The following is a 25,841-nucleotide window of genomic DNA, read 5'->3' as shown; positions in this document are numbered from 1 at the left end:
TCCTCTGTATGGACGAGGCCTTGCTCATACTATTCATCACAATTGATTGTGGGTCTAAGGTATACCATATTTTTCAGCGAGGCGATCAATATCCGCTTGGGATCTAGAGTTCTTGGGGCATTTGGCTCTAAACCAGGGGTTCAGATCGCTATCACTGCCAGCCGGTAAATCTTTCAGGTTAAAGCATTTACCGCTGAGTTGAACAAAGGTTCCTGTCGCTGTTGTGTAGAGGGCATCTTTTGTTTGAAGCTGGCGAACTTTGTTGTTCTCTCGATCCAAAGCTCTCTTTAACCTCGGATCAAAAACCACCGCTTTGCTTTTTGCTCCAGATTCAGCGGGAACCGTTAAAGTAACGGCTTTTTGAGACGATAAGTTTTCGGGCTGAGTAATATTTGCTAGGTCTCTATGTTCACTGGTTGTTTCTCTACTCGGGGCTTCATGTTTTTGCTGAATTCCGGATGAGGGCGGTTTTGCAGTAGCTGAAGCTGCAGGCAATACTTCATTCTGCCCTACTTTCGGTTTTGTAGTGGTTACAGACCTTTTGGGCCTACCTGCACTGTCTGGGCTGTTTATTGGCGAGCTTACAGTCGGTTTTTTATGTTTTAAGATAAACATAATTGTAGATTGTTTGTTCAACTGATTATCTGGTGGCACGGAAACTGGAATTGTCAATAAAACCATATGCAAACTCAGTGCTATCGCCAGGGAAACCCAAAGGCGCCATGAAATTGATGTTTCGTTATCTTTATATACTAAGGGGGGAGGCTGGAGTTCCATCTGACTTAAATATCACTTCCGTAGAATGCCTCGGCAAGCATCCAAAAAGAAAAGATCTGACCTGTTGGCTTGCGAAGTTCCAGATCTGACTAGATTTCAGCCAAAAAGTTCTTTGTAAGTAATCCCCCGGTTTATATGGCGAAGTCCAACCCATGCTTTAAATATGAAGAGCTACCTAGATTGCTAACATAAGTGACACACGTCTGCCCGCCAAAAAACCCAGCGGACTCAAGTAATTTAACACCTTCCTTGGGCGAGTATTGATTCGGAACACTGGATCATCAATGCGTCTTTTGGGTATCTTGCCAATTTCTAAACTCGCAAGGAAAGAAAAATCACTACTGAGGAGGTTGGCGCTTCATCATGACACTAAGAGCATGAGTGGTATTCAGACAGCGAAGTTCACTAAATTTTCAAAGAAAGGCTTGGTGCTACCAATGAAAAAGCGAAAACCGCTAGACCCGGTCAGAACTGGGATAAGTTCAATAATGCTTTCTTTTCAATGGGGGCAATCATAATAATCCCATGATGGTTGCGAAAAGCCACCCTTTCCCAAAATATCTGGCCTCCCCTTGTACATGGAGTAGACTTTCAGGATTTGCTGAAAAGCTACATACACATAGTCGGGAGATTTAATAAACCTATTTTCCTTGAGGCTCCAATAATACATGGCATCACTATTATAAATAGCAAAGTGGTAATTTCGTTTTCTTGCGCTGGCTAATCCACTTCCAACTTCCTGTGAAGGCAAGTATAACTTGAAGTATACAGCCTGCTTTATAACTTCCTTCAAATTTACATGTTTAAAGTTGGTGATAAAATATGCAGCCTCCGATCTTTTATGTGGGGCAATAATACAGTAGTTAGCTATTCCCAGAAGTCGGTCCGCATCAGATTTTGCCCTGTTTGAGAAATCACTACCAATAAACCAGTAAATCACTGTCGTTATTATGGTGGGGGTAACCAAAATAAGTAGAACGCTAAAAGCTATCGTGAGAAAAAATTTTGTATTGATCGTATTTGAAGCCATATAAGGCAACCTGCTGACCACACTGAAAAATTTAATAGTGAAGTATTTAGTTGTTATCTGGGGGGATTAAAAACAGGCTTGAATACTAAAGCTACCTGATGCTCCTGGCCGCTGTCTTTTAACGGAATGACTCCTGAAGTGAGTCTTTCTCCATCCAGCGTCAGTGATTCGATCTCTCGCGGACAGCCACCGCAATTACTGATGTCGATCTCATAGCGACTGCTGCCAAAGCGTAGCGATAAGTGATAGTTATGCCAGGTTTGCGGTAGGCAGGGTTCGATCACCAAGTGATCGCCATCGAGAATTTTTGCCCCAAGTAATGCCTCTAGTGCACTGCGATACAGCCAGCCGGACGCTCCGGAATACCACGTCCAGCCACCGCGCCCCACATGGGGGGCCACGCCGTAGACATCGCCGGCTAATACATAGGGCTCTGTGCGATAGCGCTTTACGCCTTCAAGGGTATCGGTGTGGGTGATTGGGTTTAACAGATTAAAGTAATGCCAAGCCCGCTCGCTCTGTCCGAGTCCGGCCGCGGCCCAGACGGCCCATGTGGCGGCGTGGGTGTATTGGCCACCGTTTTCACGAATTCCCGGTGGATAACCTTTGATATAGCCGGGGTCCTTCTTGGTTTTGTTAAACGGTGGCTTAAGCAACAGTATTTGCCGGGCGCACTCGTTTACCAGGTGCTGGTCGGCCGATTCCATCGCTTTGCGGGATCGCTCAGTGGGTTCCTGCTGGGATAGCACCGACCAGGTTTGTGCAATCAGGTCGATTTTGCATTCATCGCTGTCCTTAGAACCAATCGGCGTGCCGTCATCGTAATAAGCGCGCCGATACCAGGCGCCGTCCCAGCCGCTGTCTTCTACCTGTTGACGGAAATTTTCTCCCAGCTGACGGTAATATTCTGCCAGTGCAGAATCGCCGATGTAGTCGCACAGAGGCGCCATATCCCGACAAACTCGCAGTAAAAACCAGCCCATCCACACACTCTCACCGCGGCCGGTGGTACTGATACGGCTGAAACCGTCGTTCCAGTCGCCGTTGCCGATTACCGGTAGCCCGTGCGGCCCTACGGCGCCGGCGCGCTCAATTGCGCGGCAGCAGTGCTCGTAAAGAGACCCGGATTCATCGCTGCTTTCAAACTCGGCGTAGCGCTCATGCTCATCTTTGCCCAGTGGTGCCCCGGCAAGATAGCTGACCGGTTCATCCAGGATTTGGTAATCACCCGTGGTGCGAATGTATTGGGCTGTAACAAATGGCAGCCACAGTAAGTCGTCGGAGCAGCGGGTGCGCACACCGCGTAAGGGATTTTCATGCCACCAGTGCAGTACATCTCCATCCTGGAACTGGCGTGAGGCAGTGCGCAAAATATGTTGGCGTGTCCAGTCGGGATGGGTCCACAGCAGTGCCTGTACATCCTGAAGCTGATCACGGAAACCAAAGGCACCACTGGATTGATAGAAGCCACTGCGGCCCCAGAGGCGGCAGGCCAGGGTTTGATAAGGTAGCCAGCGGTTTACCATCAGCTCGGTGGCCTTATCGGGCACTCGCACCTGAACAGAGCCCAGATAATTCTCCCAAAACTGTTCGAACTCGGCCTGGGAGTTTGCGGCTCTTTGTGGATCCCGGAATTCACCGGCCAAATCCAATGCCTGGGCACGATCAATCCCCTCCCCCATCACAAAATAAATGTGTTGGGTTTCGCCGATAGCCAGATCAATGTGGACTTGATAAGCGGCGCAAGGGTCGCCGCCAGACTGCACCTTCCCGGAGAGGCCAATCCGAAACAGTGCCTCCGGTGCCTGTGGGCTCCCGGTACTGCCAATAAACTCATGCCGATCTGTGGTCAGACCGTGAGGTGGCAGGCTGGCAGTCAGGAAGGCGACACCGGGTTTGGCATCCGGGACAAAGGCGTTGCGGGCCAATAACGTATTGCTTTCTGGTATGAACTCACTGACTTGATGAGCCCAACTGTTGCCGCGGGTCAGTCCCATTACCCACTCCACGTAGTAGGTGGCCGTTAAGCGGCGAGGCCTGTTCCAGCCATTTTTCAATGTCAGCCGGCCAATTTTCACCGGAGCAGTGCGATCGACCGTAATACGCCAGGACTGCTCAAGGCCGTGGCTGTTATGGCGATACTCGGTGTAACCTGCCCCATGTCTTACCTGATAGTCGGTCTCGGCGGGCCGCGGGGCCGGGGTTGGCGACCAAACCTGAGCGCTCTCTTCATCGCGTAGGTAGAGGGTTTCACCAGTGGGGTCGCGGACCGGATCGTTATTCCAGGCGGTCAGCCGGTGTTCACCACTGTTGCCGCTCCAGGTACAGCAGGAGCCCCCTTCGGATACCAGACAACCGAAGTTGGGATTAGCGATGATATTTACCCAGGGTGCTGGAGGGCGCTGGCCCGGTTCTTCCGTCTTGCCTGCTTGTAGATGCAGGATGTACTCGCGCCCATCCGCTGAAAAACCACCCAGGCCATTATCAAATATAAGATCATTTGGGCGTTGCAGGGCTGGTGTTGGTAACTGGACATAACCTGCAGATTGCACCGGTACAAAAGGAGGCAGAGGCTGCATCTGAGCCTGTAGTGCGGTGGCACTATTCTCCAGCTGTGTGGCCACTGGCCCTGCTGAGGAATCGAGCAATACCCGTGCGGCAGCCAAAAGGCCCATACGATCAGACTCTGGCAGCTCCTGGCCTGGCACCATCACCACTGAGCCGTTTAGTTTGCGCATAGTACGACCGCGAATATCGGCGATCATCTCCTGTAACCTGTCGCGGGTCTGCTGGGAATAACCGGCGGAATCCTCATCGACAATAACCAGGTCTATAGCCAGGCCGCGGCCGCTCCAGAGAGTGTGGGCTTGAAGAATGGGCTCGGCAAAATCAATGCCCTGCTCACTGCGCACCTGCAGTAACAGGATTGGGTTATCTCCGGAGATGCCACGGCTCCACAGGCAGCGCTGAATATGATGACTACGGGCCAATACTCGGGAAGAGGCGCGCAGCCCGCCGGAGGGTGCCAGCACAGCGGAGAGCAACTCCATCATCCAGTAGACGTCTGCCGCGGGGATACGCAGGTTGTGTAACTCCTGTTCAGACTGCATTCGCGCCAGGTCGTATACCCAGCGTGCCTTGGGCCGCGAGCGATAAGAGCGCAACACAGCCAACAACTCCCGGCGTGACTTACTGGCGCCAGTCAGGTAGATCACTTCGACTTCAGAATGAGGCGAAATAGAAATTTCCTGGGCTGAGGCAATTACCGGGTCTAATACAGGGCCAGTGGTTCCCGTGAAGCCTTCCAGGCCTCGTTGCAGAGCAAGAGGCCTTGCCGGGGACCCGCCGCGGCCGAGGAAACGTACCCGATCGGTTTCCCAGCCCAGCTGGTGACTTACATCGGCAGAAACCAATGCGCAGTGGGCTAGATATATCGGTTTTTCCTCGCCGCTGCGAGGCCGCCTTCGATAGAGCATCACCTGCTCATCGGGCAGGTACTGGCTCTCCACAAACAGTTTGGCAAAGGCGGGATGACGCTGGTAATCGTGTTCTGGCGCTAGCACCACCTCGGCATAATCCGCCAGCAGCAGGTGGCGGCTGCGATTGCTCTCATTTTTGATTACCAGTCGGCGAGCTTCTAAGTCATGCTGGGAACTGAGGGCAATGTGTAAGCGGCAGAATAACTCCGCTTCACGGCGCTGGAACTCTACTTCCTGTGGTGAGAAGTTGGCCATACAGTGGCCGGAGTCTCCGCCACAGGGGGCCAGCCCCACAGAAAATAGTTCGCCGCTATCCAGATCGCGGACATAATTCCAGTGCCCGCCCTGGTGTTGGGTCGGATCTGGCTGCCAGCGTGTCAGGGCAAGATTGTGCCAATAGCTGCCACCTGAACCATCTGCTCCCAGCAGCAGTGTGTGGTGGCCGTTAGAGAGCAGGTTGTATTGTGGATAGGGTCTCCCCGGAAGAGCAGACCAGCTCTGCAGGGCTCCTTCGGCGTGGAAACTGCGCTGTAGCCCCGGCTGTTGCCAGGGTCTTAGGGCCGGCCGCGCGGTGGGCAGGCGCTCGTGCAGTAGTGGCGTCAGGCCGGCAATGCGCACATCGCTGTGGAAGCGTTGTTGCATTATGTCATCGTGGAGGTAGTTATTAATGGCCAGCAGGATCATGCCCTGGTGGTGGCTCATATAGGAGCGCACAGTGCGTGCGCGTCGAGGTATAGCTTTGGCCGTACGGCCATAGTCAATCGCTTCATACAGGCCGAACTGGCCGTAACCACCTTCGGCGCGAAGCTGGCGCAGGTTCTCCATAACCCCTGCGGCATCGAATGGTAGTGCCATCATGGAAGCATAAGGCGCTATAACCAGGCGTTCACCGAGGTCGCGACGAAAACCGATACCTGGCACTCCAAAGGCACGGTATTGGTAGTGCAATTGGCTGTCCAGTTCGTAGTAACCGGATTCGGCGATACCCCAGGGCAGTTCGAAACGGCCGGTAAACTTGCGATGCACTTCAATGGCATTGCGACAGGCCCGCCCTATCAAACTGTGCTCTGGCGTTTCCATAAACAGCCGCGGCATTAAATATTCAAACAGGGTCGCACTCCAAGACATCAACACCACCCGGCGATGAAGGTGCCGAAATGGTCGCTCAAGGTGGCGCCAGTGGCGCGCCGGTACATCGCCTTTGGCAATAGCGAGGAAGCCGGTCAGGCGCGATTCTGAGGCGAGTAAATCGTAGTGGTTGGCGTCTAGTGCAGCATCGGTAATGTTGTAACCGATATGAAATAGGTGCTGATCGCGATCGTAGAGGAAGGCGAAATCCATCTCTTCCACCCAGTTGAGTGCCCTGGTGGAAAGGCTGGTGATGTCTCGGCAATAACTGGCGGCATTTTCCCGTGCGCTTTCCAGTGCGCTATGCATTTTTTTACACCAAGAGGCGGCTTCATCGTGCTCTTGTGGTTCTGCAGCGAGGTGTTTTTGCAGTTGTAGCAGTTGTTGTTCCGCAGCATCGCAGAAGTCTGGCATGGTCGATAGGGAAACTGGGATTTTCAAAGTGTCTGCGAGAGAGAGGTAAGCTTTTCTGACATGCTCCACACCCTCCCGGCAGACTTTGGGTGGTACCTGCATAAGTCGCAGCCAGGGTTCGAGCGCCTCCTGATAGCGCCTCGCGGCCACCGCATGGCGGTGCAGTTCATCGAGCCATTGGCGTAGTCGACCGAGATCCTCTGCGCTGAAATTTTTTTCGTCACCCTCGATCAGCGCCAGCATCTGCTTCTGTAGCCAGGGCACATCTCTCTCATAGATATCGTCGATGGTTTGCCACCAGCGATTGTGCTCCGCGCCGGCTTGTAAACGTTGACGAAACTGCGCTAGCTGCGCGTTGATCTCACGGATTTCATTGGGGGCAGAGTCCTTATCGACCGGCTGCAGGGTTTCTGCCATGGCATCGAGGGTATCGGTGATCCCCAGTACCAGCTGGCGTCCACTCAGTGGTTCAGTTTTCAGGGATTCCAGGCCGGAGGCCAGGGTTAGTAAGCTGCCGGCCAGGTTGCCGCTATCCACGGTGGAGACATAGCGGGGGTTAAGCGGGTGTAGTTCGCGGGTTTCGTACCAGTTGAGGAAGTGTCCGCGATAGCGCTCCAGTCCGCGCATACGGTCGAAGCTGTTGTTGAGTCGAGCTAATAGCAGGCTGAGATCAACGTAACCAAAATCGTAGGCGCTGAGAATAGAGAGCAAGCCTAGCCCGATATTGGTGGGGGATGTACGCCGGGCCAGGACCGCCAGGGGTTCTTCCTGATAATTATCTGGCGGCAGCCAGTGATCGTCAGGCCCCATAAAGTGTTCGAAGAAAAACCAGGTTCGCCGGCTTAGCAAACGCAACTCGCGCTTGTCCTCTTCTGTTAGAACTGATGGCTCCAGCTCTCGCGGTAAATTGATGTGGTGAAGAAGTTGGGGCGCAAAGAGCCAGGCCAACAAAAACGGTGCTGCAGGCAAGAGACTGGCGGGAACCCAATAAGCCAAGCCTGCAGTTACCAATAGAGCGATCAGTGGGGAAACCCACATCGCACGCCAACTGCCAAACGCAGTCAGTGCACTGCTGACAGAGCGATTCACATGTGCCGCTGATGTCCACTGCAACAAATGGCGGTGGGAAACGCGCAGCCGATAGAGTGTGCGTACGATCGCATCCAACGCGTTAATCGCTTGCACCGGGAGCAGAACCAGCGATAGCAGCCAGTGTAAAAAGCGCTGCTGTAGAACCGCCGGCCCTCCCCGGAAATGAAGATGGGCGCGGCTGGGATCAGCGATGCTGCGCCAGACCATCGATAGTAATTCCTGCCATACCGATGCGGAAGACAACAAAAGTAGCGCCGAAGTCCAAGCCCAGGCATGGCCTGGTAGCCAACCGCTCCAGGCCAGCAGAAAAAGTGCCAACAGGCAGGGGGCCTCCAGGCTGCGTCGCAGATTATCGACGATTTGCCAGCGCTGAATTGTCGGTAAAGGGTTGTCGACTTGTTCACCGCTATCGACCGGTACACGTTTGCCCAGCCAGGAAAGTATCTGCCAATCACCGCGAATCCAGCGGTGCGAGCGGCGCAGCATGGCGAAAACATTAGGTGGGTATTGTTCGTAGAAGACTGCATCCGACAGCAGCCCTACACCACCGATGGCACCTTCGATTAAATCGTGGCTGAGGATGGCATTTTCTGGAAGATGCCCGGCCAGGGTCTGGGAGAAAACCTCCGGGTCGTAAATTCCTTTACCGGTAAATATCGCCTCGCCGAACAGGTCCTGGTAGGCATCCGAGACGGCGTGGGTGTAGAGGTCTACGGTGCGATCACCGGCAAAAATCTGGCTGAATAGGGTTCCATCAGAGCTAGCCGGGTCGGTTTCCACCCGGGGCTGTAAAAATCCATAACCTGCTACCACTCTTTGTGTGCTGCTGTTGACCACTGCGCGATTGAGTGGGTGCGCTATGGCACCAACGAGGCGTCGTGCGGTGTCTGGTGGCATCTGGCTGTCGGCATCGAGAGTGATGACATAGCGAATGCCTTGCAGTTGTTTGCGATCGCCAAAACAAGTGGTAAAACTTTGTTCCTCATTGCCCGACAATAGTCGGTTGAATTCGATCAATTTGCCGCGCTTGCGCTCCCAGCCCATCCAGCAGTTTTCCAACGCATTCCAGCGACGCTCACGATGTAATAGTAAAAACGGTGATCTGCCCTCATCGACCCTGTGGCGTTCGTTCAGAATTTCAATAGATGCTTTGGCGATTTCTAATAGTGCTGTGTCCTCACTGGTACTTTGCGTATCCGCGTCTGCAAAATCACTTAAAACTGCGTAAACAAGATTCCTATCTCCGTTATTGAGGAAATTGATTTCCAGGCACTCGAGAATCCTTTGCATATCCTCCGCATCGGCAAACAGTACCGGCATAACCACAACCGTGCGGTATTCACTGGATATGCCCTTATCAAAATCCAGTTTTGCCAGCAGGCGCGGGGGCAAGCAGTGGGTAATCAAGCCGTTGACCAGAGCCAGGGCCATACCGACCACTGGCACTGCGGTAACCAGCAGTACCAATAACGTCAAAATGATAGAAGCACCGCTCCAGAGTAGATAAACAGCCAGGGCAAGTAGCGGTGGAATCGAGAAAAGAGCCAATCCGGAAAAGAATACCCTGGATGCCTTGTGCAATAGCTGCCAATGAAGGCGCTGCAGAAAGCCTGAGCGATATTCCAGCAGGGTTTCCAGCTGTGGACGCCCTTCATCTATCAGGTAGTATCCCACATGCCGGGTGCGCTTATCGGTTTCCTGCACGTCGCTCAGTTCCACCACACGCTGGGCAACCTGCTGTTCGGTTTTGCCACTGCCGCGCGCCAGCTTTTCTATCACATCCCGGTATCTATCGCGGGTTTCAAAATCCATTCGGCGGTAGGCGCCTGCAGGGTCTTTGCGCAATATATGTTCTACACGGCTGAGGGACTCAACAAAATCCCGCCAGTTACAACTACGCAGTTCTCGCAGGCTAATGATACCGCTGGCAATGCCAACGCTGAGTTCCTCTTCTGTAGCGGTATGTCCTCCCAGGGCATCCTCGGCCAGCTGCGCCAAGTGCTCCAATAGGCAAAGGCGCAAAAGTGCGGGCAGTGCCCAGAGTTCGCCGGTGGTTAAAACAGCATCTTCCTGATAGTGCTCAACCAACAGGTGAATGGATTGAATATCTACGGGTTGGGAGAAATCGGTGATCAATGCATCGGCAAGGACATGCAAACGCAGGTCGACACTGCCGTCTTCGGCAGAAACTTGTGGCAACTGCTTTAAGTAGTTCACCGGCAGGGACTCACATACCAACTGCAGGGCTTCCTGGACCACATGGCGGTTATCTAGTAGCCACTCTTCACTGCGAGTACTTTTTTCGCCCGCCTCTACCCGAGTGGCGAGATACCGATAGATTTTCTCGAAATGTTTTTCTAACTGACGCAAGTGCAGTCGCAAGCGGTAGCCACCACCGGTACCGACAGGGCTTGCGTGCTGCTTGGCCAGCGCGGCTATGTCTTCCAGGCGCTGCTGTTCATTATCCCGGCTCGAATTGTTACCAATCCCGTGGGCGGTACTCCCAGATTGAGTACCGCTTTGCTCGGACTTTGCATGTACAAAGAACTTGTACCCCTGGCGAGCGCCCTGCTTTTTCCAAAACCGCAATTTCATCGATGCGCTTCATTTCTTACCGGAAGAGTTGAGTGGCGAATTTGGCAGGCTATGTTGTCAGCGCGCAGAGCCTGTAATTGGGATTCCTGCAAATCCTGGAATACCAGAACCGGCAGGTTACTGTGGGATATAACGGAGTGGCAGACGGTACCCGTTACGTGTTGCTCACCGGTTTGCCAGTCGTGCGCGCTCATGGCAATCAGATCGACATCCTCTTCCGCAGCAGTGGCATAAATGCACTCGGCGACATTCTGTGCAACCAGCAGCAAGGGCCGCACTTTGATGCCGTTTTCCAGTTGGCGAGCCATCTCCTCCAAGTAGACTTCACCCGCGCGCCGATTGCATTCGACAAACTTTTCCCGTGTGGCATGTTCTTCGCGGGTGATCGGCATTTTGCGGGGCATATCTGGCACAGCAATCACTTGCAGCAGAATCATTTCCATCTCTTGCCCACGCATCATTGATGCCGCCTGGCAAGCAACCCACTCGGAATGAGAGGAACCATCCATGGAAACCAGAATACGGCGGTAAGCCATATTTTCCTGGACCGGAGGTTTTAAACCCGGGTGCACTATGATGAAGGACCGCCCAGAGCCGCTAAAAATCTTTTGGGCGGTGCTGCCGAAGTCGAAACGGCTGACGCCACCCTTGCCGTATGCAGTGAGTACAATCAGATCGATATCGACCTCATCGCAGTACTCTACAATCTGCTCTGCTGGGCGCCCCTCCACCACAGACTGGCTTACAGTAATACCCTGCTCCGAAATGGGCTCAGCCAAACGGTTGAGGTAGCTACGCAGCTCTACTCTGCGCAGCCGCCAGTCCACCGGATCTATGCTCTGCTCTTCAGAATTTTGTACATGAAGAAGGTGTATTTTTGCACCGCTGTTCTGGGCCAGCATAACTCCATGGGCGATGGCCTCTTCAGCGATAGCTGAGCCATCAAGAGGAAGTAGGATTTGTTTAAACGGCATCTCATCACTCCCTACCGGGGCCCGGCCTGGATCTTCACTAAATGTCATAAGGTTTTTGGCGGAAAGTTTTACTTGCTCGCTACACTGCTGTTCCGGGTTTTAACCTTGTGTTAAACGCGATCCCTGAAAAGCTCTCTAGCACGGTTAAGCTCAAGAGTATTGCAAAGTGTCTATGACGGTGTTGCCCCTGCTGCCAACCTGCAAAAATGTGCTCTATGTCACTGAAAGTTTCAGTTTTGGTAGAGCTGCGCTGGCTTTCAACACACATTGAGAGCATCTGATCACTAGTAATAAGAATAAACCCATAAAGAGGCAGCAAATTGTGAGCCAATTAAAGCGGGGCTTAGGCTGTAGGGTTGGTCAGGCTGAGAACAGGTCAAGGTACGGAATTAAGAATTTTCCCTGGCAGTGAAGCTTTGTGTCTGGCGGGAAAGGCGTATACGCATCTGTTTTTCGATCTCGATAATGGCAAACAGCGCTACGCCAATCGCAACGATCAGAATGCCATCAAAAAGTGGCACTGCCTCAGTAGCAAAGACTTCCTGCAGGAGTGGGACATAGGTAATGGCAAATTGCCCCAAAGTGACCATGATGACTGCCATCCACACCACTTTGGTGCCGCGCACTGCCTTCCAGGTGAGAGAGGTGCCATACATATTGCGAATAAAAAACAGGTGGAAAATTTCCATTACCACCAATGTATTCATGGCCATGGTTCGCGCCAATTCCAATGAGTAGTGCTGCTGAATGGCGTAGGTATATATTCCGAATACGCCACACAGGAATAAGGTACTAACTAATGTGATATGCCATACCAGTACACTGGTAAGGAGCGGTTGGTCGCGCAACCGTGGTGGGCGGTGCATGGTATTTTCTTCTGTGGGCTCAAAGGCGAGCGCAATACCAAGCGTAACCGCGGTAATCAGGTTCACCCAAAGTATTTGGATCGGTGTTATCGGCAGTACCATGCCAAAGAGCAGCGCCACAATAATGGTTGAGGCTTCCCCTGCGTTGGTGGGCAGCGTCCAGCTAATCACTTTTTTTATATTGTCATAAACTGTGCGCCCCTCACGGACCGCAGCGCCGATGGAAGCGAAATTATCATCGGCTAGAACCAGCTCGGAGGCCTCTTTGGCAGCCTCTGTTCCCCCCCGGCCCATGGCAATACCCACATCGGCGCGTTTTAATGCGGGGGCATCGTTTACGCCATCGCCAGTCATTGCCACAGTCATATCGTGGGCCTGCAATGCGGTTACCAGCCGCAATTTATGCTCAGGCCTGTTGCGGGCGAAGATATCCACCTTCAGGACTTCTGCCGCCAATGCCGCGTCATTCAGGTTGTCGATATCCACTCCCGTTAGGGCTTTGTTAGGCCGCTGCAAGCCTATCTGCTGACCGATGGCTTTTGCGGTCGCGACATGATCGCCGGTAATCATCTTCACTCGAATACCCGCGCCCCTACACTCCGCAACTGAGGTTATAGCCTCTTGACGGGGTGGATCGATCAATCCCACCAAGCCGAGAAGAGTCATAGTTCCCTTCACGTCTGAGTGCTCCAGCACCGTGTGCTCTGGCTTTACCTCTTTTGTGGCGAGCGCCAAGACACGCTGTCCCAATGCCGCCACCTCCTCGGTCTTTTGTCGCCAGTAAGTCTCCATCAGCGGTTCGCAGCCTCCATCCTCGCTGCGATAGGTTTTGCACATTGCCAAAACCTGTTCCGGCGCCCCTTTAACGGCGATCAGTGCATGATTCTCATGGTTGTGGTTTAGGCTGGCCATAAACTTATGCTGGGCATCAAAGGGGATAATATCGGTACGGGTCCACTGCTTGCGCACCTCCTCGCTATTCATTCCCGCCTTTGCTGCGAAGGCCAGTAAGGCCCCCTCCATGGGATCACCCTCGACGAGCCAGTTGTCATCCTCTTTTCTGAGCTCGGCGTCATTACAAAGAACCGCGACACGGGCTAACTCCTGCAGTGGGTTTGGGGCTGACATCGCTACCGGCGCGCCGCCGAGCATGACTTCACCCCGCGGTTCATAGCCTTCGCCCTCTACTTCATAGCGTTGTGCGCCTGTAACTACTGTGGCGACGCACATCTCGTTGCGGGTGAGCGTCCCGGTTTTATCGGTACAGATTACCGATACTGATCCCAGGGTTTCGATAGCCGGCAGGCGCCTGACAATGGCGTTGCGCCGCGCCATCGCCTGGGCTCCGACCGCTAATGTGATGGTTAGAACTGCCGGTAAGCCCGCGGGAATGGCCGCTACCGAAAGTCCAACAATGGCCATAAACAGTTCATTAAAATTGTGCTGCAATACAAACAGCCCAAAGGCGAAGATCAACGCAGCAACGGCCAGAATAAAAAGGGCCAGCCATTTGGCGAAGAAACCCATCTGTTCAACCAACGGAGTGGTTAAAGTTTCAACACTGGCGAGCATGCCACTGATATGACCGATCTCAGTCTCTGCGGCGGTGGCCACTACTACCCCCACTCCCTGCCCATTGGTGACAGTGGTTCCGCTATAGGCTAAGCAACTACGGTCCCCCAAGGGGGTATCGGTGTTAACCGGATCGGTATGTTTTTCTACCGGGATGGATTCCCCGGTCAGGATGGCCTCTTGTACCTGCAGACCGTGCGTTTTTAACAGCCGCAAATCGGCAGGCACTTTGTCGCCGGCCTCAATGAGCACAATATCGCCGGGTACCAGCTTCTCTCCTTCCACAGTGAGCCGCTGATTGTTGCGGAGGACTGCGGCACGTGGAGCCAGCATATGGCGGATAGCATCCATGGCCCTTTCCGCTTTACCCTCCTGAGCAAAGCCGATAATCGCATTGACGATAACCACCGCCAGGATGACCCCGGTATCTACCCAGTGTTGTAGTAGGCCTGTGATAAGCGCCGCCCCGAGCAGGACGTAGATCAGGAGGTTGTTGAAATGGGAGAAGAAGCGCCGCAGAAACCCTTTGCGAGCTGGTGCTGGCAGGCAGTTAGGCCCGTAGGTTCGCAGTCTTAGCGCAGCTTCGTCCTCACTGATTCCGGCCATACTGGTCTTCAGCTCGGAGAACACAGTATCTGCGGACATTGAGTGCCAGTTTTTCTCAGGCCTTGTCTGAAGCACGGTTCACCTTTATCGGATTACCTTTCACAGTTTTCGACTGAGCTTAGCAATGAATAGTCATGCATTTAGACTGGGAAGCTTAGTAAAAATGAAGCCAGCCGCTTGCTGTGACAAAACGCCACTGCCAACTTATAGCGCTCTAGCACTTAGTTTAATTGGAACCTTACCCGATACTGCGGAGCGGGAATCAGGGCGATGCATGACATTAAAATGAACAAGGCCAGGGAGGTTGAGGCTGCTATCAATGTTTCTGCACGATGTTTATAAATTCTATTGGCTAACAAATTCTTGGCAATTGTTCTCCTGGCAAGCGCTGTAACAGGCGATCACACCCCAGACTGTTTTTCAGAATAACCTGGGCACTGGGCTTGCCAGTGACTTTCCCAATAATTGCACAGGATGCCCCTACCCGTTCCTCTCTTAGGATAGCGCTGGCCTGATCTGCGCACTCTGCGGGAATAACAGCAACGAAACGCCCCTCGTTGGCCACGTAAAGGGGATCTAGGCCCAGCATTTCGCAGGCTCCGTAGACTGATTCGCAGACTGGGATCTGCGCTTCATCCAGTTCGAAGGCCTGCCCACTGGTTTCGGCCAGTTCCACCAGGGCCGTCGCGAGACCACCGCGAGTGAGATCCCGCAAACAGTGAAGCGGAATACCGCCCTGGAGCAGTGCTGAAATTGCGGCATTGAGCGGGGCGCAGTCACTGGTGAGTGCAGTTTCGAATTCCAATCCCTCACGGCTTGCCATAACAGTGATACCGTGTCGGCCAATATCCCCGGACAATAGAATTCTGTCACCTGGGCGGATATAACTGGGGTCTATTGGGTGATTACTCAGCAAGCTACCCACTCCGCTGGTATTGATATAGATACCATCGCCCTTGCCTCTCTCCACGACCTTGGTGTCCCCGGTAACCAGCTTTACACCGGTTTCCTCGGCTGCGCCAGCCATGGATTGCAGCACTCTTTTTAATGTGTTGAACGGCAATCCTTCTTCCAGTATCAAGCTGCAACTCAAGAATTTTGCCTCGGCACCGCCCATGGCCAAGTCATTGACGGTTCCGTAAACGGCCAATTTGCCGATATCCCCACCGGGGAAAAACAATGGGGTAATTACGAATGAGTCGGTGGTGAACACCAGAGAATCAGAATCCCAAGGCAAGGTAGCGCTGTCATGGGCTTGATCGATCCAGGTATTGTTAAACAACGGTTGGATAAACTCCTTCAGAAGCTGTTGTGTCATCTCGCCACCACTGCCATGCCCCAGGCGGATGCTGCCCTTATTGGTTGTTGGGAGAGGACATTGAAGATTCACGGGTTTTTACCTGTTGGCTATAGCGATGGTAGGCGGAGCAGGCACCCTCGGAGGAAACCATGGGGGCGCCAAGGGGGTGGTCTGGGCGGCAGGTTGTGCCGAAATGGGGGCAGTCACCGGGCTTTTTGAGGCCGAGCATAATGGCACCACTAATACACTGGTGTTGCTCCCGGGGTTTGATCTCTGGCAATGCAAATTTCTTTGTTGCATCGAGATCTGAAAACTCTTCAGCAAGTGCCAAGCCACTCGCTGGAATTTCACCCAGGCCCCGCCAACACTGAGCTGAAACGCTAAATACATTGTTCAGTAACACTTGTGCCGGGCGGTTGCCGGTTCGTTCTACCGCTCTTAGATACTGGTTTTCCACCTGATAACTGCCCTGCTCTAATTGGCGCAGGCACATCAACAAACCTTCAAGAATATCCAGGGGTTCAAAGCCGGTAACGACAATCGGCACCTGATACTTTTCGGCAAGGGGCAGATAGCTTTCGTAACCGGTTATTGAGCACACATGACCAGCGGCAAGAAATCCCTGCACACGTGTATCCTTGGCGGCGCATATAGAAGCGATGGCCGGTGTCACCAAAAACTGGGAAACCAACAGGGAAAAATTCTTAAGCGACTTTTGTTTGGCTTGGGTGGCAGCCATGGCATTCGCGGCTGCGGTTGTTTCAAATCCTACGGCAAAAAAGACCACCTGCTTTGTTGGGTGGTCCTCGGCAATCTTCACCGCCTGTAGGGGGGAATAGATAATGCGAATGTCGCCACCATTGGCTTTCACATCGAGCAGGCTGTGTTCTGACCCGGGTACTCGCAACATATCGCCAAAGGAACAGAAAATCACTCCCGGCAATCCAGCGATGGCAATGGCCCGATCAATGGTATCCAGGGGGGTCACACAAACCGGGCAGCCCGGTCCATGAACCAACTCTATTGCTTGCGGTAGTAACTGGTCGAGGCGATTCTTAACGATGGCGTGAGTCTGTCCACCGCATACTTCCATAATCGTCCAGGGGCGCGTGGTTTCTTTGCGAATTTCTGTGGCTATCTTTTGGATAGTTTCGCTCTGGCGGTATTCATCGACAAATTTCACGGCATCACTCCTGGCCGCTCGGCCCGCTCAGGGATTCCAGGTCGCGAAAAACACGTTCGGCTTCTTCTTCCTGTATCTGACTGATGGCGATACCCACATGGACTACCACATAATCGCCAACGCCGGCATCTGGCACCAGGGATAAGTTGACTTGCCGGGCTATGCCGCCAAAACGTACCTTGCCCAGGCGTTCGAGGGGGGAATTATCTGTGATCTCTTCAATAAGGCCGGGAATACCTAAGCACATGCCCACTTAATCCCCCGCAAGTTGTCCGGCTGCAGCCATGCAGTGGGCATAGTGAAGTTGCCCAAGAGCAATACCGCCATCGTTGGGGGGGACCTGGCTGTGGCAATGCACGGTAAATCCCCGCTCACGCAGCAGTGTCGCGGTGCGTTCCGTTAGTCTTCGGTTTTGGAAAACACCGCCGGAGAGAAAGACCTGACGCTCCCCGATCTCACTGACCACTGCCAGAATCATATTTGCCAAGGTATTGTGGAAAGCCGCAGCCCGCTGCGGCAGCGACTTCCCTTCATCGTGTATCAAGGCGCTAATACAGGGGGCCCAGTCCAGCTCCCACTTGCTTTGACGCTGATACAGGTCGAATGGATAGCTGTCACTACTCTGAATTCCTCGGGCACTATGTTCCAGCACCATGGCGGCCTGCCCCTCATAGCTCGACTGGCTACATAGCCCCAACAGTGCGGCCACTGCATCAAACAGGCGCCCGGCACTGCTGCATAGAGGGCTGTTGACCTCACCTTCCAGCATGGTGACCAGGTTACGGCGTTCACTGCGGGTAAAGCAGCGCTTGAGCAGCTGGTGTTGCAGCGCCATGTATCCGGAAATTTCATATAGCAGGCCCGCCGCAGCCCGCCGTGGTTCGCGCACGGCTTTTTCTCCACCTGGCAGGGGAAATGTGCGCAGGCTGGCGACGTGTTCTACTTGCAATTTACCGTCCCAGAGGAGGAACTCCCCGCCCCTCACTATGCCGCTGCTGTCATAGCCAGTGCCGTCCCAGCAGACGCCAAGTGCGGCACCACTGTGACCGTGTTCGGCCATACAGGAAAACAGATGGGCAACATGGTGTTGTACCCCCAGGCGTGGAGCCTGCTGTTGCAGTGCCCAGCGATGAGAGCTATAGCCTGGGTGCTGGTCGTGGATCAGCGTTTGCGGTCGACGCTGTTGTAAGCCAGTGAGGTCCGCAATCGTGCGGTCAAAGTGCTCAATTGCGGTGGCGCTACTCAGGTCGCCAATATGTTGGCTCTGATAAATCCAACCATTGTGGGACAGCGCCACGGAATTTTTTAAATCTGCTCCCAGGGCTAAATAGGATTGAGTGAGTGCCTGTTGTGACAGTTTTGCCTGGGTAATGGGTAGTGGGGCATAGCCACGTGCACGGCGTAACATCAAGGGGCGGTCTTCTACTACCCGCAGTACCGAGTCATCCAATGGCCTCACTATGCGGCGGTTATGCAGTAAAAAACGGTCGGCAATTTTGCCAAGGCGCCGCAAAGCCTCCGTATTTTCAATGCAAATTGGCTCTTCAGCCAAATTGCCGCTGGTGGCGACAAGGGGGGCCGCATACTCTTCGGCAAGGAGTAGGTGCAGTGGTGAGGCTGGCAACATCACCCCCAGATCTGGTGAACCCAGCGCTACCAGCTCGTGTACCCTGGCATTCGCTTCCGGTTTTGCTTCCAGTAGTACGATGGGGCGTGCCGGTGAAGTAAGCAGTTTTGCCTCCAACTCCGAAATCCGGCAATCACGTCGCGCTGCCGATAAAGAGCTATACAACAGGGCAAAAGGTTTGTGTGGGCGCTGCTTGCGTTTGCGTAATGTCTGTAATGCCTGGCTATTGCCGGCATCTACCAATAGTTGGAACCCCCCTACACCTTTCAACGCAACAACTTTTCCACTGGCCAGGCTGGCGAACGTCTCATTCAAGGCTGCCAGGCCGGTGAGAAGCACCTTGCCTTTGCTATCACAGAGCTGCAGCTGTGGGCCACATTCTGGACAGCCATTGGGTTCGGCGTGAAAACGGCGGTCTTCGGGATTGGTGTATTCAGCTTGGCATTTGGCGCATTGAGGAAACTGATCCATTGCAGTGTTGGCGCGATCATAGGGCATCTTATCAATGATGCTAAAGCGCGGGCCGCAGTGCGTGCAGTTGATGAATGGGTATTTGTGCCTGCGGTTACGGGAATCCTGCAATTCGGCCTGGCAAGAGTTACAGGGAGCTATATCTGGCAGAACCAGGGTAGATTGTGCGGCGGCAACGGTGCTTTCTCGAATCTCAAAATCGCTGTCACCCTCGGCAGGAATTACCTCACTATCAATACTGAGTATCAGGCTGTGCGGCGGCTTTTCCAGAGGAAGACGCTGTAGGAATTTCTCGATGCCTGTGCTTTTTCCCTCAACCTCCAACTGTAATCCACCACTATGGTTGGCAACCCAGCCGGTCAGTTGGCAATCCCGCGCCAAGCGATAAATATAAGGTCGAAACCCTACGCCCTGTACCAGGCCTTTAATCGCTAGCCGGCGACGCTCATTGTCCATCACTGGCCTCAAATTGCAGATTTTCCAGGATAATGTCCTGGGCTTCGGCGTGATGAATATCGGTGAGCTCTTCAATTTCCAGTTGCAATCCTTCCAGGCTGGTCCCGAAAGTTGCCTGTTCGAAATGTTCCCGTAGATGTGGGGCGGAGATATGTGCAAGAGCACCTAGGCGCAGCTTGGCACCCACTACCCTGGCGCCTTCGTTCTCGGCAAGCTGCTGTATTTTTTCGATCAGATTGCTGATCAAGGACTGTTCATGCATCACTGGTCTCCGTTGTCAGCTTTGTCCGTTATCGCCTTGTAGAAACGCAAGTAGCTCCTGCTCGGCACGCTCCGCGCCTAACTTCACTGCGGCAGTGAGACGATCACAGGAGCTGATGTTCTCGGCACAGATGGAAAAAATTTCCAGCCTGTGGGGCAATGCTCCCAGCACTCTGCCCAAGTCGATCGCTTCTCTGAGGTTAAAGCCGTGGCTGGAAGTCGTGCAGTTACTGGGCGCGATAATATCGGCCAGACCATTAGCACGGATTAGTTCGCCCGATTTTTGCTCATCGGACAAAATCGCATCTACCAAGCAGACCTGACGATCTTTCCAATGCCCCACAAGGGTTACCATGTCGTTGCCGCTCTCCAGAAAATCTGCGCTTCCTTTTAATTGGCTGCGCAGCTTGTCGAGCAGATAGGGCCCCACACCATCGTCTCCCCGGAAGCGATTGCCAAGGCTGACCAACAGCCAGCGCTCAGGAGATTCTTTTTGGCTCATGTTGCAAATGTAGCTGCAGGAAATGGGTTGAGCAGGAAATACAGGGGTCATAATTGCGAATGGCGCGCTCACATAAACCCTGTAATTGTTGCTCGGGCAGGTGCATGAATTTTGGCAGCATCAGGCGTAGATCATCTTCGATAGTTTTTTGATTTTGAGAGGTGGGAGCGACGATCTTGGCAAAAGTAATTTTGCCTTGCTCATTCATGGCGTAGCGGTGATAGAGCAGTCCGCGAGGGGCCTCGGTAGCGGCACAGCCACTAGCCTCTCTGGGTTCTACAGCCAGGTAGGGCTCATCGGGGGGTTGAAACGCATCGATGAGGCGCAGTGCCTCTTCCAGGGCGTAGAGTACTTCCAGGCAGCGCACCACAATACTTTTGAAGGGATTATTGCAGGGGGCTCGGAAACCCAACGCCTCGGCAAGGCTTCTCACTTCTCCTGAGAGTTGGGAGTAGTTGAGGTTGTAGCGCGCCATGGGCCCGACAAGGTAGGCGCCCCGCTCGATCAATATACTGTGCAATGCCGTACTGTGCGGTACCTGCTGTTCGCGAAAATGTTTTTCGTAGTCCTTTACCGAAATATCCAGCCCGCGATTGGAAACAATACGCCCCACATTCATGGGGTATTCACTGGGGTTGGACAGGGCGACGCATTCATAGGATTGCTCACAATGGGGAAATGGCAGACCCGCCGCCCAACGCGTCATGAGTTCTGCCAGATTGTGGGCTTCTAACAATTGGGGGCGCAGTGCTTGAAAGGACTCCAGGCTGGGCACTCGATAAAAGCCCCCTACGCGCACGTTGATTGGGTGGACCTCCCTACCCCCAAGCAGACGCACCAACGCATTTCCAGTTTTCTTGATTTCCAACGCCCGCTGTACAACCTCTGGGTGGTCTTTGGCCATGGCCACGGCATTGGGATAGCCGAGAAAGTCCGGTGCATGCAACATGCTGATATGCAGCATATGGCTTTCGATCCACTCTCCACAGTAGAGCAAACGGCGCAAATTTCTCAGGGGCTCAGTAGGAACCAGACCCAGTGCGTTCTCCATGGCGTGCAGCGCGCTCATTTGATAGGCCACTGGGCAAATGCCGCAAATACGGGCGGTGATATCCGGTGCTTCTGTGTAATCGCGCCCCCGCAAAAAGGCTTCAAAGAAGCGTGGGGGCTCAAAGATCTTTAATTGCACTTCGTGCACACCATGATCGTCGTAGCGTATATAGAGTGCACCCTCGCCTTCAACTCGTGCCAAATAATCGACTTTGATGGTTTTACTTTTACCGGCCATTAGTTGCTCTACCCGTTAGGATTTTCCCTTTTGGCGATGCTCTCTATCTTGACTAATTTCTTTAAAATGAGGTGATACCCCGTTGAAATTACGTAGATTTTCAATGACGGTTGATCTGTCTGCTCCTAAATTTTGTTCCCACCAGTGACACAGGGATTCACCATTAGGGTTCTCCTTCGGGCCATAGCAGGCATAGCAACCGCGGTTGTAACTAGGGCAAAGCGCGCCACAACCAGCATGGGTTACCGGCCCCATGCAGGGGGTGCCATGGGCTACCCATACACAGACATTGTTCTTAAGTTTGCATTCGATACACACTGAATGACTGGAAACCTGAGGTGCACGAGAATTCAGAAAAGCACTGATGACCTCTAACAGTTGCAGTTTGTTGATCGGGCAGCCCTGCAACTCGAAGTCCACCGGCACATGGGCGGCAATGGGGGTGGACTCTTTTAGGGTGTGAATGTAAGAGGGCTCAGCGTAAACCACAGAAGTAAACTCGACGACATCGGCAAAATTGCGCAGTGCCTGGATACCGCCGGCAGTGGCACAGGCGCCAATACTTACCAGGAACTTTGACTGACGCCGCACCTCCTGAATTCTCAACAGGTCGGCGGGCGTCGTAATGGAGCCCTCCACCAGGGAGATATCGTAGGGCCCCTCCTCCACCTTACTGGAGGCCTCCATAAAATAGGCGATCTCCACTTCCTGCCCCAACAGCAACAGCTCATCCTCACAGTCCAACAAGCTGAGTTGGCAGCCATCACAGGAGGTGAATTTCCAGACCGCCAGTTTGGGTTTGTAGGGCTGCCGGCTTATAAGCTGCGAATCTGCAGCCATGGGCGAATATCCTCATAGCAAAAAACAGGGCCATCCTTACAAATAAAGTTTGGACCCCACTGGCAGTGTCCGCAGAGACCGATGGCGCATTTCATATTGCGCTCCATCGAAAGATAGATAGAGGACTCTGGCACACCTTTGCGTATCAGAACCTGGATACAAAAGCGCATCATAATTTCAGGGCCGCACAGAAACGCCACCGAGTTGGCGCCATCTATTTGTGCGGCCTGCAGAGGATCGGTAATCACACCAATATGCCCAGGCCAGGAGCCATCACCGTGATCTACCGAAGTCTCAAGCTCGAGCTGGGTGCTCCACTGAGCGAGCTCCTCTCTATACAGCAATTCACTTGGGCGCCTGGCACCATAAAAGAGACGCACCTCGCGTGCGGTAAGTCGCTCCCGCCGCGCCGCATAGATTACTGGGCGCAACGGCGCCAGTCCGAGACCGCCGGCAATAATCAAAAGATCTTTGCCAGCGGCAGTATCTAGAGGCCAACCGATGCCGAAAGGCCCCCTTACACCTAAAGTGTCTCCCTCCTGTAGGCGCTCTAGGGCCCGGGTGACATTCCCCTGGGCGCGAATGGTATGGATGAGCTTGCCGTCCCCGCTCCCCAGTCCACTAAAGGAAATGGCGGATTCTCCGGTACCAAAGGCGTACAACATATTGAACTGACCGGGAGCAAAATTCATCGGTGGCTTATGCCGCCTACCGTTCTTAGCTTCCAGCTGCAATGTGAAAGTCCCCGGATATTCCACGCGCCGCTGGCACACCCGGTAAACGGAGGGGATCATGTTGGGTGGCCCTGGTGATCTGGGCCGTAAATATCCAGCAATTGAATACGTGCGGACTGCAGCCGTTCAGTAGCAATTCGCGCAAAGCGCTTCATCAGCTCAAAACCCAGTTTAGGTTCCTGTTCGCATTTATTGCGCAAGCATTCCCCGCCCAAGCGCAGGCTGCGAACATCTTCCATGGCGCGGGCATCAAAAGCAGAGATGTAGGGAGGAAACAGCCAGGACCACCCGAAAATATCACCGCCATGGAGTGTGAGCAGACACAGGGGGCCGCGATTGGGAACAAAAGTCTCTACTGCTACCCGGCCACTGCGAATCAGGAAAAAGTGGTTTGCCTGACTATTTTCCCGCGCCAGGTAGTCGCCCTTGTGATAAATACAGTTCTCACCGCAGGAAGCCAGAAACTGCAGATCACTCTCTGCCAAACCTTGAAAGAAAGGATGCTCGTGAAGAAGATCGGCAATGGTCTTCATGGTGACTCCTGGCTGGGCGCCTGTTTTTGATCCAGGGCTCGGATATTTCGGACCTCTTCGGTGAGGTCGATACCCACAGGGCACCAGGTGATGCAGCGACCACAGCCCACACAACCAGAGCTGTCAAATTGGTCGTGCCAGCTGGCCAGTTTGTGAGTCATCCATTGCCGGTAGCGTGACCGGGTATCGGCGCGTACTGAGCCGCCGGTAATATGACTGAGATCTGCAGTAAAGCAGGAATCCCAGCGCTCCCAGCGCTCAGCATGTTCGCCACTGAGATCGGTGGTGTCCTCAACGGTGGAGCAAAAACAGGTTGGACAGGCCATGGTGCAGTTGGCACAAGATAGACAGCGATCAGCGACTTTATCCCAGTTCGGGCTATCGAGGTTTCTATAGAGTAGCTCTTTCAAATCTGAGCTATCGAAGTGGCGTGGTCCACGCCGCATTTCCTCCTCAAGGCGCTTCACCTTACCTTTAGCCAGTTTACTTTCCCCCTCACTTGCTGGAAGCAAGGGGAGTTGCTCCAGAATCTCCTTACCGGCATCCGAGCCACTGGTGATCAGAAAAAAGTGCTCCCCGGCTTCAATCACCTCTGTCAAGGTGAGATCGCTGGGCAAAGTGACTTTTGGACCGGTATTCATCGAAGTACAAAAGCAGGTATCCGCTGCCGAGGTGCAATTCACCGCAACGGTAAACAACTGTGTCCGCCTTTGGTGGTAACTCTCATTGGAATATTCCCCCTGGCACAGGATACGATCCTGGATAGCAATGGCGTGCAGCTCACAGCCTCGAACTCCCAGGAATGCCTGCTTTGGGGCTGACTCCTGAGTCTCAACGATTTTTATGGTTTGATGTTGCTTGGAGACCTTCCATATGGGCCGGCGGGGTAATTGCAGGTATTTCTTCCAGGAGTGAGGCCCTACGGCATAGCCAAAGTAAGCTTCATCTTCCCGGCGCTTAACTCGGTACTGCCCAGCCTGCTGCTCATCAGTCCAGCCCTGAGGCAGATTTGAGAGTGAGTGAACTTCACCGAATGTGATGGCTCCATCGGTCAATCTGGGCCCGTACAGCAGGAATCCTCTATCGCGGATTGCTTGTATAAGGCACTCCAGATCGGGCGCTTGTAGCCGATAATCCATAGTGCTTAATGCTCAATAATAAAACATGCAGCTTGGTAGCCGAGAGCGGCTTTGTTAATCAGTGTAGTGTTAAAGCAGAAGTGTTTTTCAACACTGGGTTACAGGCATAAGGGAAGAAAGTCGTATTGTTATTTTCTTCTGTTTAAGAGCATTGATGGCGACAGTTTTTAGGCAGTACTTTTTATCATGCTAGACATTACAGATTATTAATAAAAGTATGAAGACGCGCCCCTGTAGCACATTAGAAAACAACAATGGTTGCCTTTGTAACAGTCTTGCCGGTCCCACAACTGTATATTGAGAGCCAAGCTCCGCAGTAAGAATGCAAGTTGTAGGTGTCACTCATTAGTGCCTCTTTGATATAGTGAGCAGATAGCTGCTAATAGCCATTGTTTTATCTGTTTAACGGATTTTAAAACTGGAGATTCAGGTTGAGTCAACATAATGAAGAAGTGCCTGACATGGAAACCCCTCCGTTAGCCAAAGGGTGGATGCGTTGGCTATGGGGGGCCGTGGCTTGTTTCTTTATGCTTGTCGGAATTATTGGTGCCATCCTGCCTGGGTTACCCTCTGCCGTATTTATTGTTGTTGGTGCCTGGGCGGCCTCTAAAAGCTCTGAACGGCTGCATCAATGGATTGAGGAACATCACTTATTTGGTCACCTATTAAGAACCTGGCGTAGTGGTTACATCAGTAGGAGAACCAAACTACTGGCTACGCTGACCATGGCACTTTCTATGGCTCTTGCCGTTCATCACATTTCCAATCTGTATTTACTTTTCTTCGCAGTTGGCGGCATCGGTTGTGGGCTAATCTGGATTTGGAGTCGGCCTGAGCCAACGGGGTGATGGTCAAGGTGGCCTTTAGTATTTAATAAACGGGCGATAAAAAAGAATGATTCCGTGAAGTGGAAATGTATAAAACCTGTAACTTATGTCACCAAAGGTTAAAACCTGACTTTGCGTTTATCGTTA

General features: G+C 53.1%; 17 protein-coding genes. 1 reads left to right on the top strand and 16 read right to left on the bottom strand.

Annotated elements, in window-relative coordinates; all coding sequences use genetic code 11:
- Positions 1-54: 54 nt before the first annotated feature.
- The 16 genes from ACJJIJ_RS07820 to ACJJIJ_RS07745 all read right to left on the bottom strand — a co-directional run bounded on the left by ACJJIJ_RS07820 (position 55) and on the right by ACJJIJ_RS07745 (position 24,867).
- On the bottom strand, positions 55-777 hold the full coding sequence (locus ACJJIJ_RS07820; RefSeq protein WP_444939177.1) for a hypothetical protein: 723 nt from the start codon (positions 775-777) through the stop codon (positions 55-57).
- A 499-nt stretch (positions 778-1,276) separates the two neighbouring features.
- Positions 1,277-1,807 (bottom strand): hypothetical protein, encoded by a 531-nt coding sequence (locus tag ACJJIJ_RS07815; protein ID WP_444939176.1) that lies wholly within the window; start codon positions 1,805-1,807, stop codon positions 1,277-1,279.
- A 53-nt stretch (positions 1,808-1,860) separates the two neighbouring features.
- Positions 1,861-10,515 (bottom strand): GH36-type glycosyl hydrolase domain-containing protein, encoded by an 8,655-nt coding sequence (locus ACJJIJ_RS07810; RefSeq protein ID WP_444939175.1) that lies wholly within the window; start codon positions 10,513-10,515, stop codon positions 1,861-1,863.
- Positions 10,512-11,489: a universal stress protein gene (locus ACJJIJ_RS07805; RefSeq protein WP_444939174.1), complete on the bottom strand. Its 978-nt coding sequence runs from the start codon at positions 11,487-11,489 to the stop codon at positions 10,512-10,514. Before ACJJIJ_RS07805 ends, ACJJIJ_RS07810 begins: the two co-directional genes overlap by 4 nt.
- A gap of 389 nt (positions 11,490-11,878) precedes the next feature.
- Positions 11,879-14,572, bottom strand: coding sequence for a cation-transporting P-type ATPase (locus ACJJIJ_RS07800; RefSeq protein WP_444939173.1), 2,694 nt, complete (start codon positions 14,570-14,572; stop codon positions 11,879-11,881).
- A 313-nt stretch (positions 14,573-14,885) separates the two neighbouring features.
- A complete protein-coding gene (gene hypE / locus ACJJIJ_RS07795) occupies positions 14,886-15,923 on the bottom strand; it encodes a hydrogenase expression/formation protein HypE (RefSeq protein ID WP_444939172.1) in 1,038 nt (345 codons plus the stop codon).
- The gene (gene hypD / locus ACJJIJ_RS07790; protein ID WP_444939171.1) at positions 15,889-17,016 is read right to left on the bottom strand and encodes a hydrogenase formation protein HypD; all 1,128 of its coding nucleotides are present in this window, start codon (positions 17,014-17,016) and stop codon (positions 15,889-15,891) included. Before hypD ends, hypE begins: the two co-directional genes overlap by 35 nt.
- 4 nt (positions 17,017-17,020) lie before the next feature.
- Entirely contained in the window at positions 17,021-17,263 is a 243-nt protein-coding gene (locus tag ACJJIJ_RS07785; protein WP_444905242.1) for a HypC/HybG/HupF family hydrogenase formation chaperone, read from the bottom strand.
- A 6-nt stretch (positions 17,264-17,269) separates the two neighbouring features.
- Entirely contained in the window at positions 17,270-19,570 is a 2,301-nt protein-coding gene (gene hypF / locus ACJJIJ_RS07780) for a carbamoyltransferase HypF (protein ID WP_444939170.1), read from the bottom strand.
- Entirely contained in the window at positions 19,560-19,832 is a 273-nt protein-coding gene (locus ACJJIJ_RS07775) for a hydrogenase/urease maturation nickel metallochaperone HypA (RefSeq protein WP_444884905.1), read from the bottom strand. The genes hypF and ACJJIJ_RS07775 overlap by 11 nt, the downstream gene beginning before the upstream one ends.
- A 15-nt stretch (positions 19,833-19,847) precedes the next feature.
- Entirely contained in the window at positions 19,848-20,333 is a 486-nt protein-coding gene (locus tag ACJJIJ_RS07770) for a hydrogenase maturation protease (RefSeq protein WP_444939169.1), read from the bottom strand.
- Entirely contained in the window at positions 20,311-21,621 is a 1,311-nt protein-coding gene (locus tag ACJJIJ_RS07765; protein WP_444939168.1) for a Ni/Fe hydrogenase subunit alpha, read from the bottom strand. The genes ACJJIJ_RS07770 and ACJJIJ_RS07765 overlap by 23 nt, the downstream gene beginning before the upstream one ends.
- A gap of 15 nt (positions 21,622-21,636) precedes the next feature.
- Complete coding sequence (locus ACJJIJ_RS07760) at positions 21,637-22,461, bottom strand: NADH-quinone oxidoreductase subunit B family protein (protein WP_444939167.1); 825 nt, start codon at positions 22,459-22,461, stop codon at positions 21,637-21,639.
- Entirely contained in the window at positions 22,437-23,255 is an 819-nt protein-coding gene (locus tag ACJJIJ_RS07755; protein ID WP_444939166.1) for an FAD/NAD(P)-binding protein, read from the bottom strand. Before ACJJIJ_RS07755 ends, ACJJIJ_RS07760 begins: the two co-directional genes overlap by 25 nt.
- Entirely contained in the window at positions 23,252-23,728 is a 477-nt protein-coding gene (locus ACJJIJ_RS07750) for a cyclic nucleotide-binding domain-containing protein (protein WP_444884910.1), read from the bottom strand. The genes ACJJIJ_RS07755 and ACJJIJ_RS07750 overlap by 4 nt, the downstream gene beginning before the upstream one ends.
- Entirely contained in the window at positions 23,725-24,867 is a 1,143-nt protein-coding gene (locus tag ACJJIJ_RS07745) for a 4Fe-4S dicluster domain-containing protein (protein ID WP_444939165.1), read from the bottom strand. The genes ACJJIJ_RS07750 and ACJJIJ_RS07745 overlap by 4 nt, the downstream gene beginning before the upstream one ends.
- A 431-nt stretch (positions 24,868-25,298) precedes the next feature.
- On the opposite strand from ACJJIJ_RS07745, the gene ACJJIJ_RS07740 reads away from it, so the two are divergent.
- Positions 25,299-25,715, top strand: a complete 417-nt coding sequence (locus ACJJIJ_RS07740; protein WP_444886180.1) for a YbaN family protein — start codon at positions 25,299-25,301, stop codon at positions 25,713-25,715.
- Positions 25,716-25,841: the final 126 nt, after the last annotated feature.

The organism is Microbulbifer mixtoriginis (SeqCode) (assembly GCF_052467945.1).
The sequence above is the reverse complement of the archived record's forward strand: the minus strand, read 5'-3'. Positions and strand labels throughout refer to the sequence as shown.

Bases quoted from the DNA above. Each gene is read 5' to 3' on its own strand.
- ACJJIJ_RS07820 (WP_444939177.1), bottom strand. From the start codon at position 777: ATGGAACTCCAGCCTCCCCCCTTAGTATATAAAGATAACGAAACATCA.
- ACJJIJ_RS07815 (WP_444939176.1), bottom strand. From the start codon at position 1,807: ATGGCTTCAAATACGATCAATACAAAATTTTTTCTCACGATAGCTTTT.
- ACJJIJ_RS07810 (WP_444939175.1), bottom strand. From the start codon at position 10,515: ATGAAATTGCGGTTTTGGAAAAAGCAGGGCGCTCGCCAGGGGTACAAG.
- ACJJIJ_RS07805 (WP_444939174.1), bottom strand. From the start codon at position 11,489: ATGCCGTTTAAACAAATCCTACTTCCTCTTGATGGCTCAGCTATCGCT.
- ACJJIJ_RS07800 (WP_444939173.1), bottom strand. From the start codon at position 14,572: ATGTCCGCAGATACTGTGTTCTCCGAGCTGAAGACCAGTATGGCCGGA.
- ACJJIJ_RS07785 (WP_444905242.1), bottom strand. From the start codon at position 17,263: ATGTGCTTAGGTATTCCCGGCCTTATTGAAGAGATCACAGATAATTCC.
- hypF (WP_444939170.1), bottom strand. From the start codon at position 19,570: ATGGACAATGAGCGTCGCCGGCTAGCGATTAAAGGCCTGGTACAGGGC.
- ACJJIJ_RS07775 (WP_444884905.1), bottom strand. From the start codon at position 19,832: ATGCATGAACAGTCCTTGATCAGCAATCTGATCGAAAAAATACAGCAG.
- ACJJIJ_RS07770 (WP_444939169.1), bottom strand. From the start codon at position 20,333: ATGAGCCAAAAAGAATCTCCTGAGCGCTGGCTGTTGGTCAGCCTTGGC.
- ACJJIJ_RS07765 (WP_444939168.1), bottom strand. From the start codon at position 21,621: ATGGCCGGTAAAAGTAAAACCATCAAAGTCGATTATTTGGCACGAGTT.
- ACJJIJ_RS07760 (WP_444939167.1), bottom strand. From the start codon at position 22,461: ATGGCTGCAGATTCGCAGCTTATAAGCCGGCAGCCCTACAAACCCAAA.
- ACJJIJ_RS07755 (WP_444939166.1), bottom strand. From the start codon at position 23,255: ATGATCCCCTCCGTTTACCGGGTGTGCCAGCGGCGCGTGGAATATCCG.
- ACJJIJ_RS07750 (WP_444884910.1), bottom strand. From the start codon at position 23,728: ATGAAGACCATTGCCGATCTTCTTCACGAGCATCCTTTCTTTCAAGGT.
- ACJJIJ_RS07745 (WP_444939165.1), bottom strand. From the start codon at position 24,867: ATGGATTATCGGCTACAAGCGCCCGATCTGGAGTGCCTTATACAAGCA.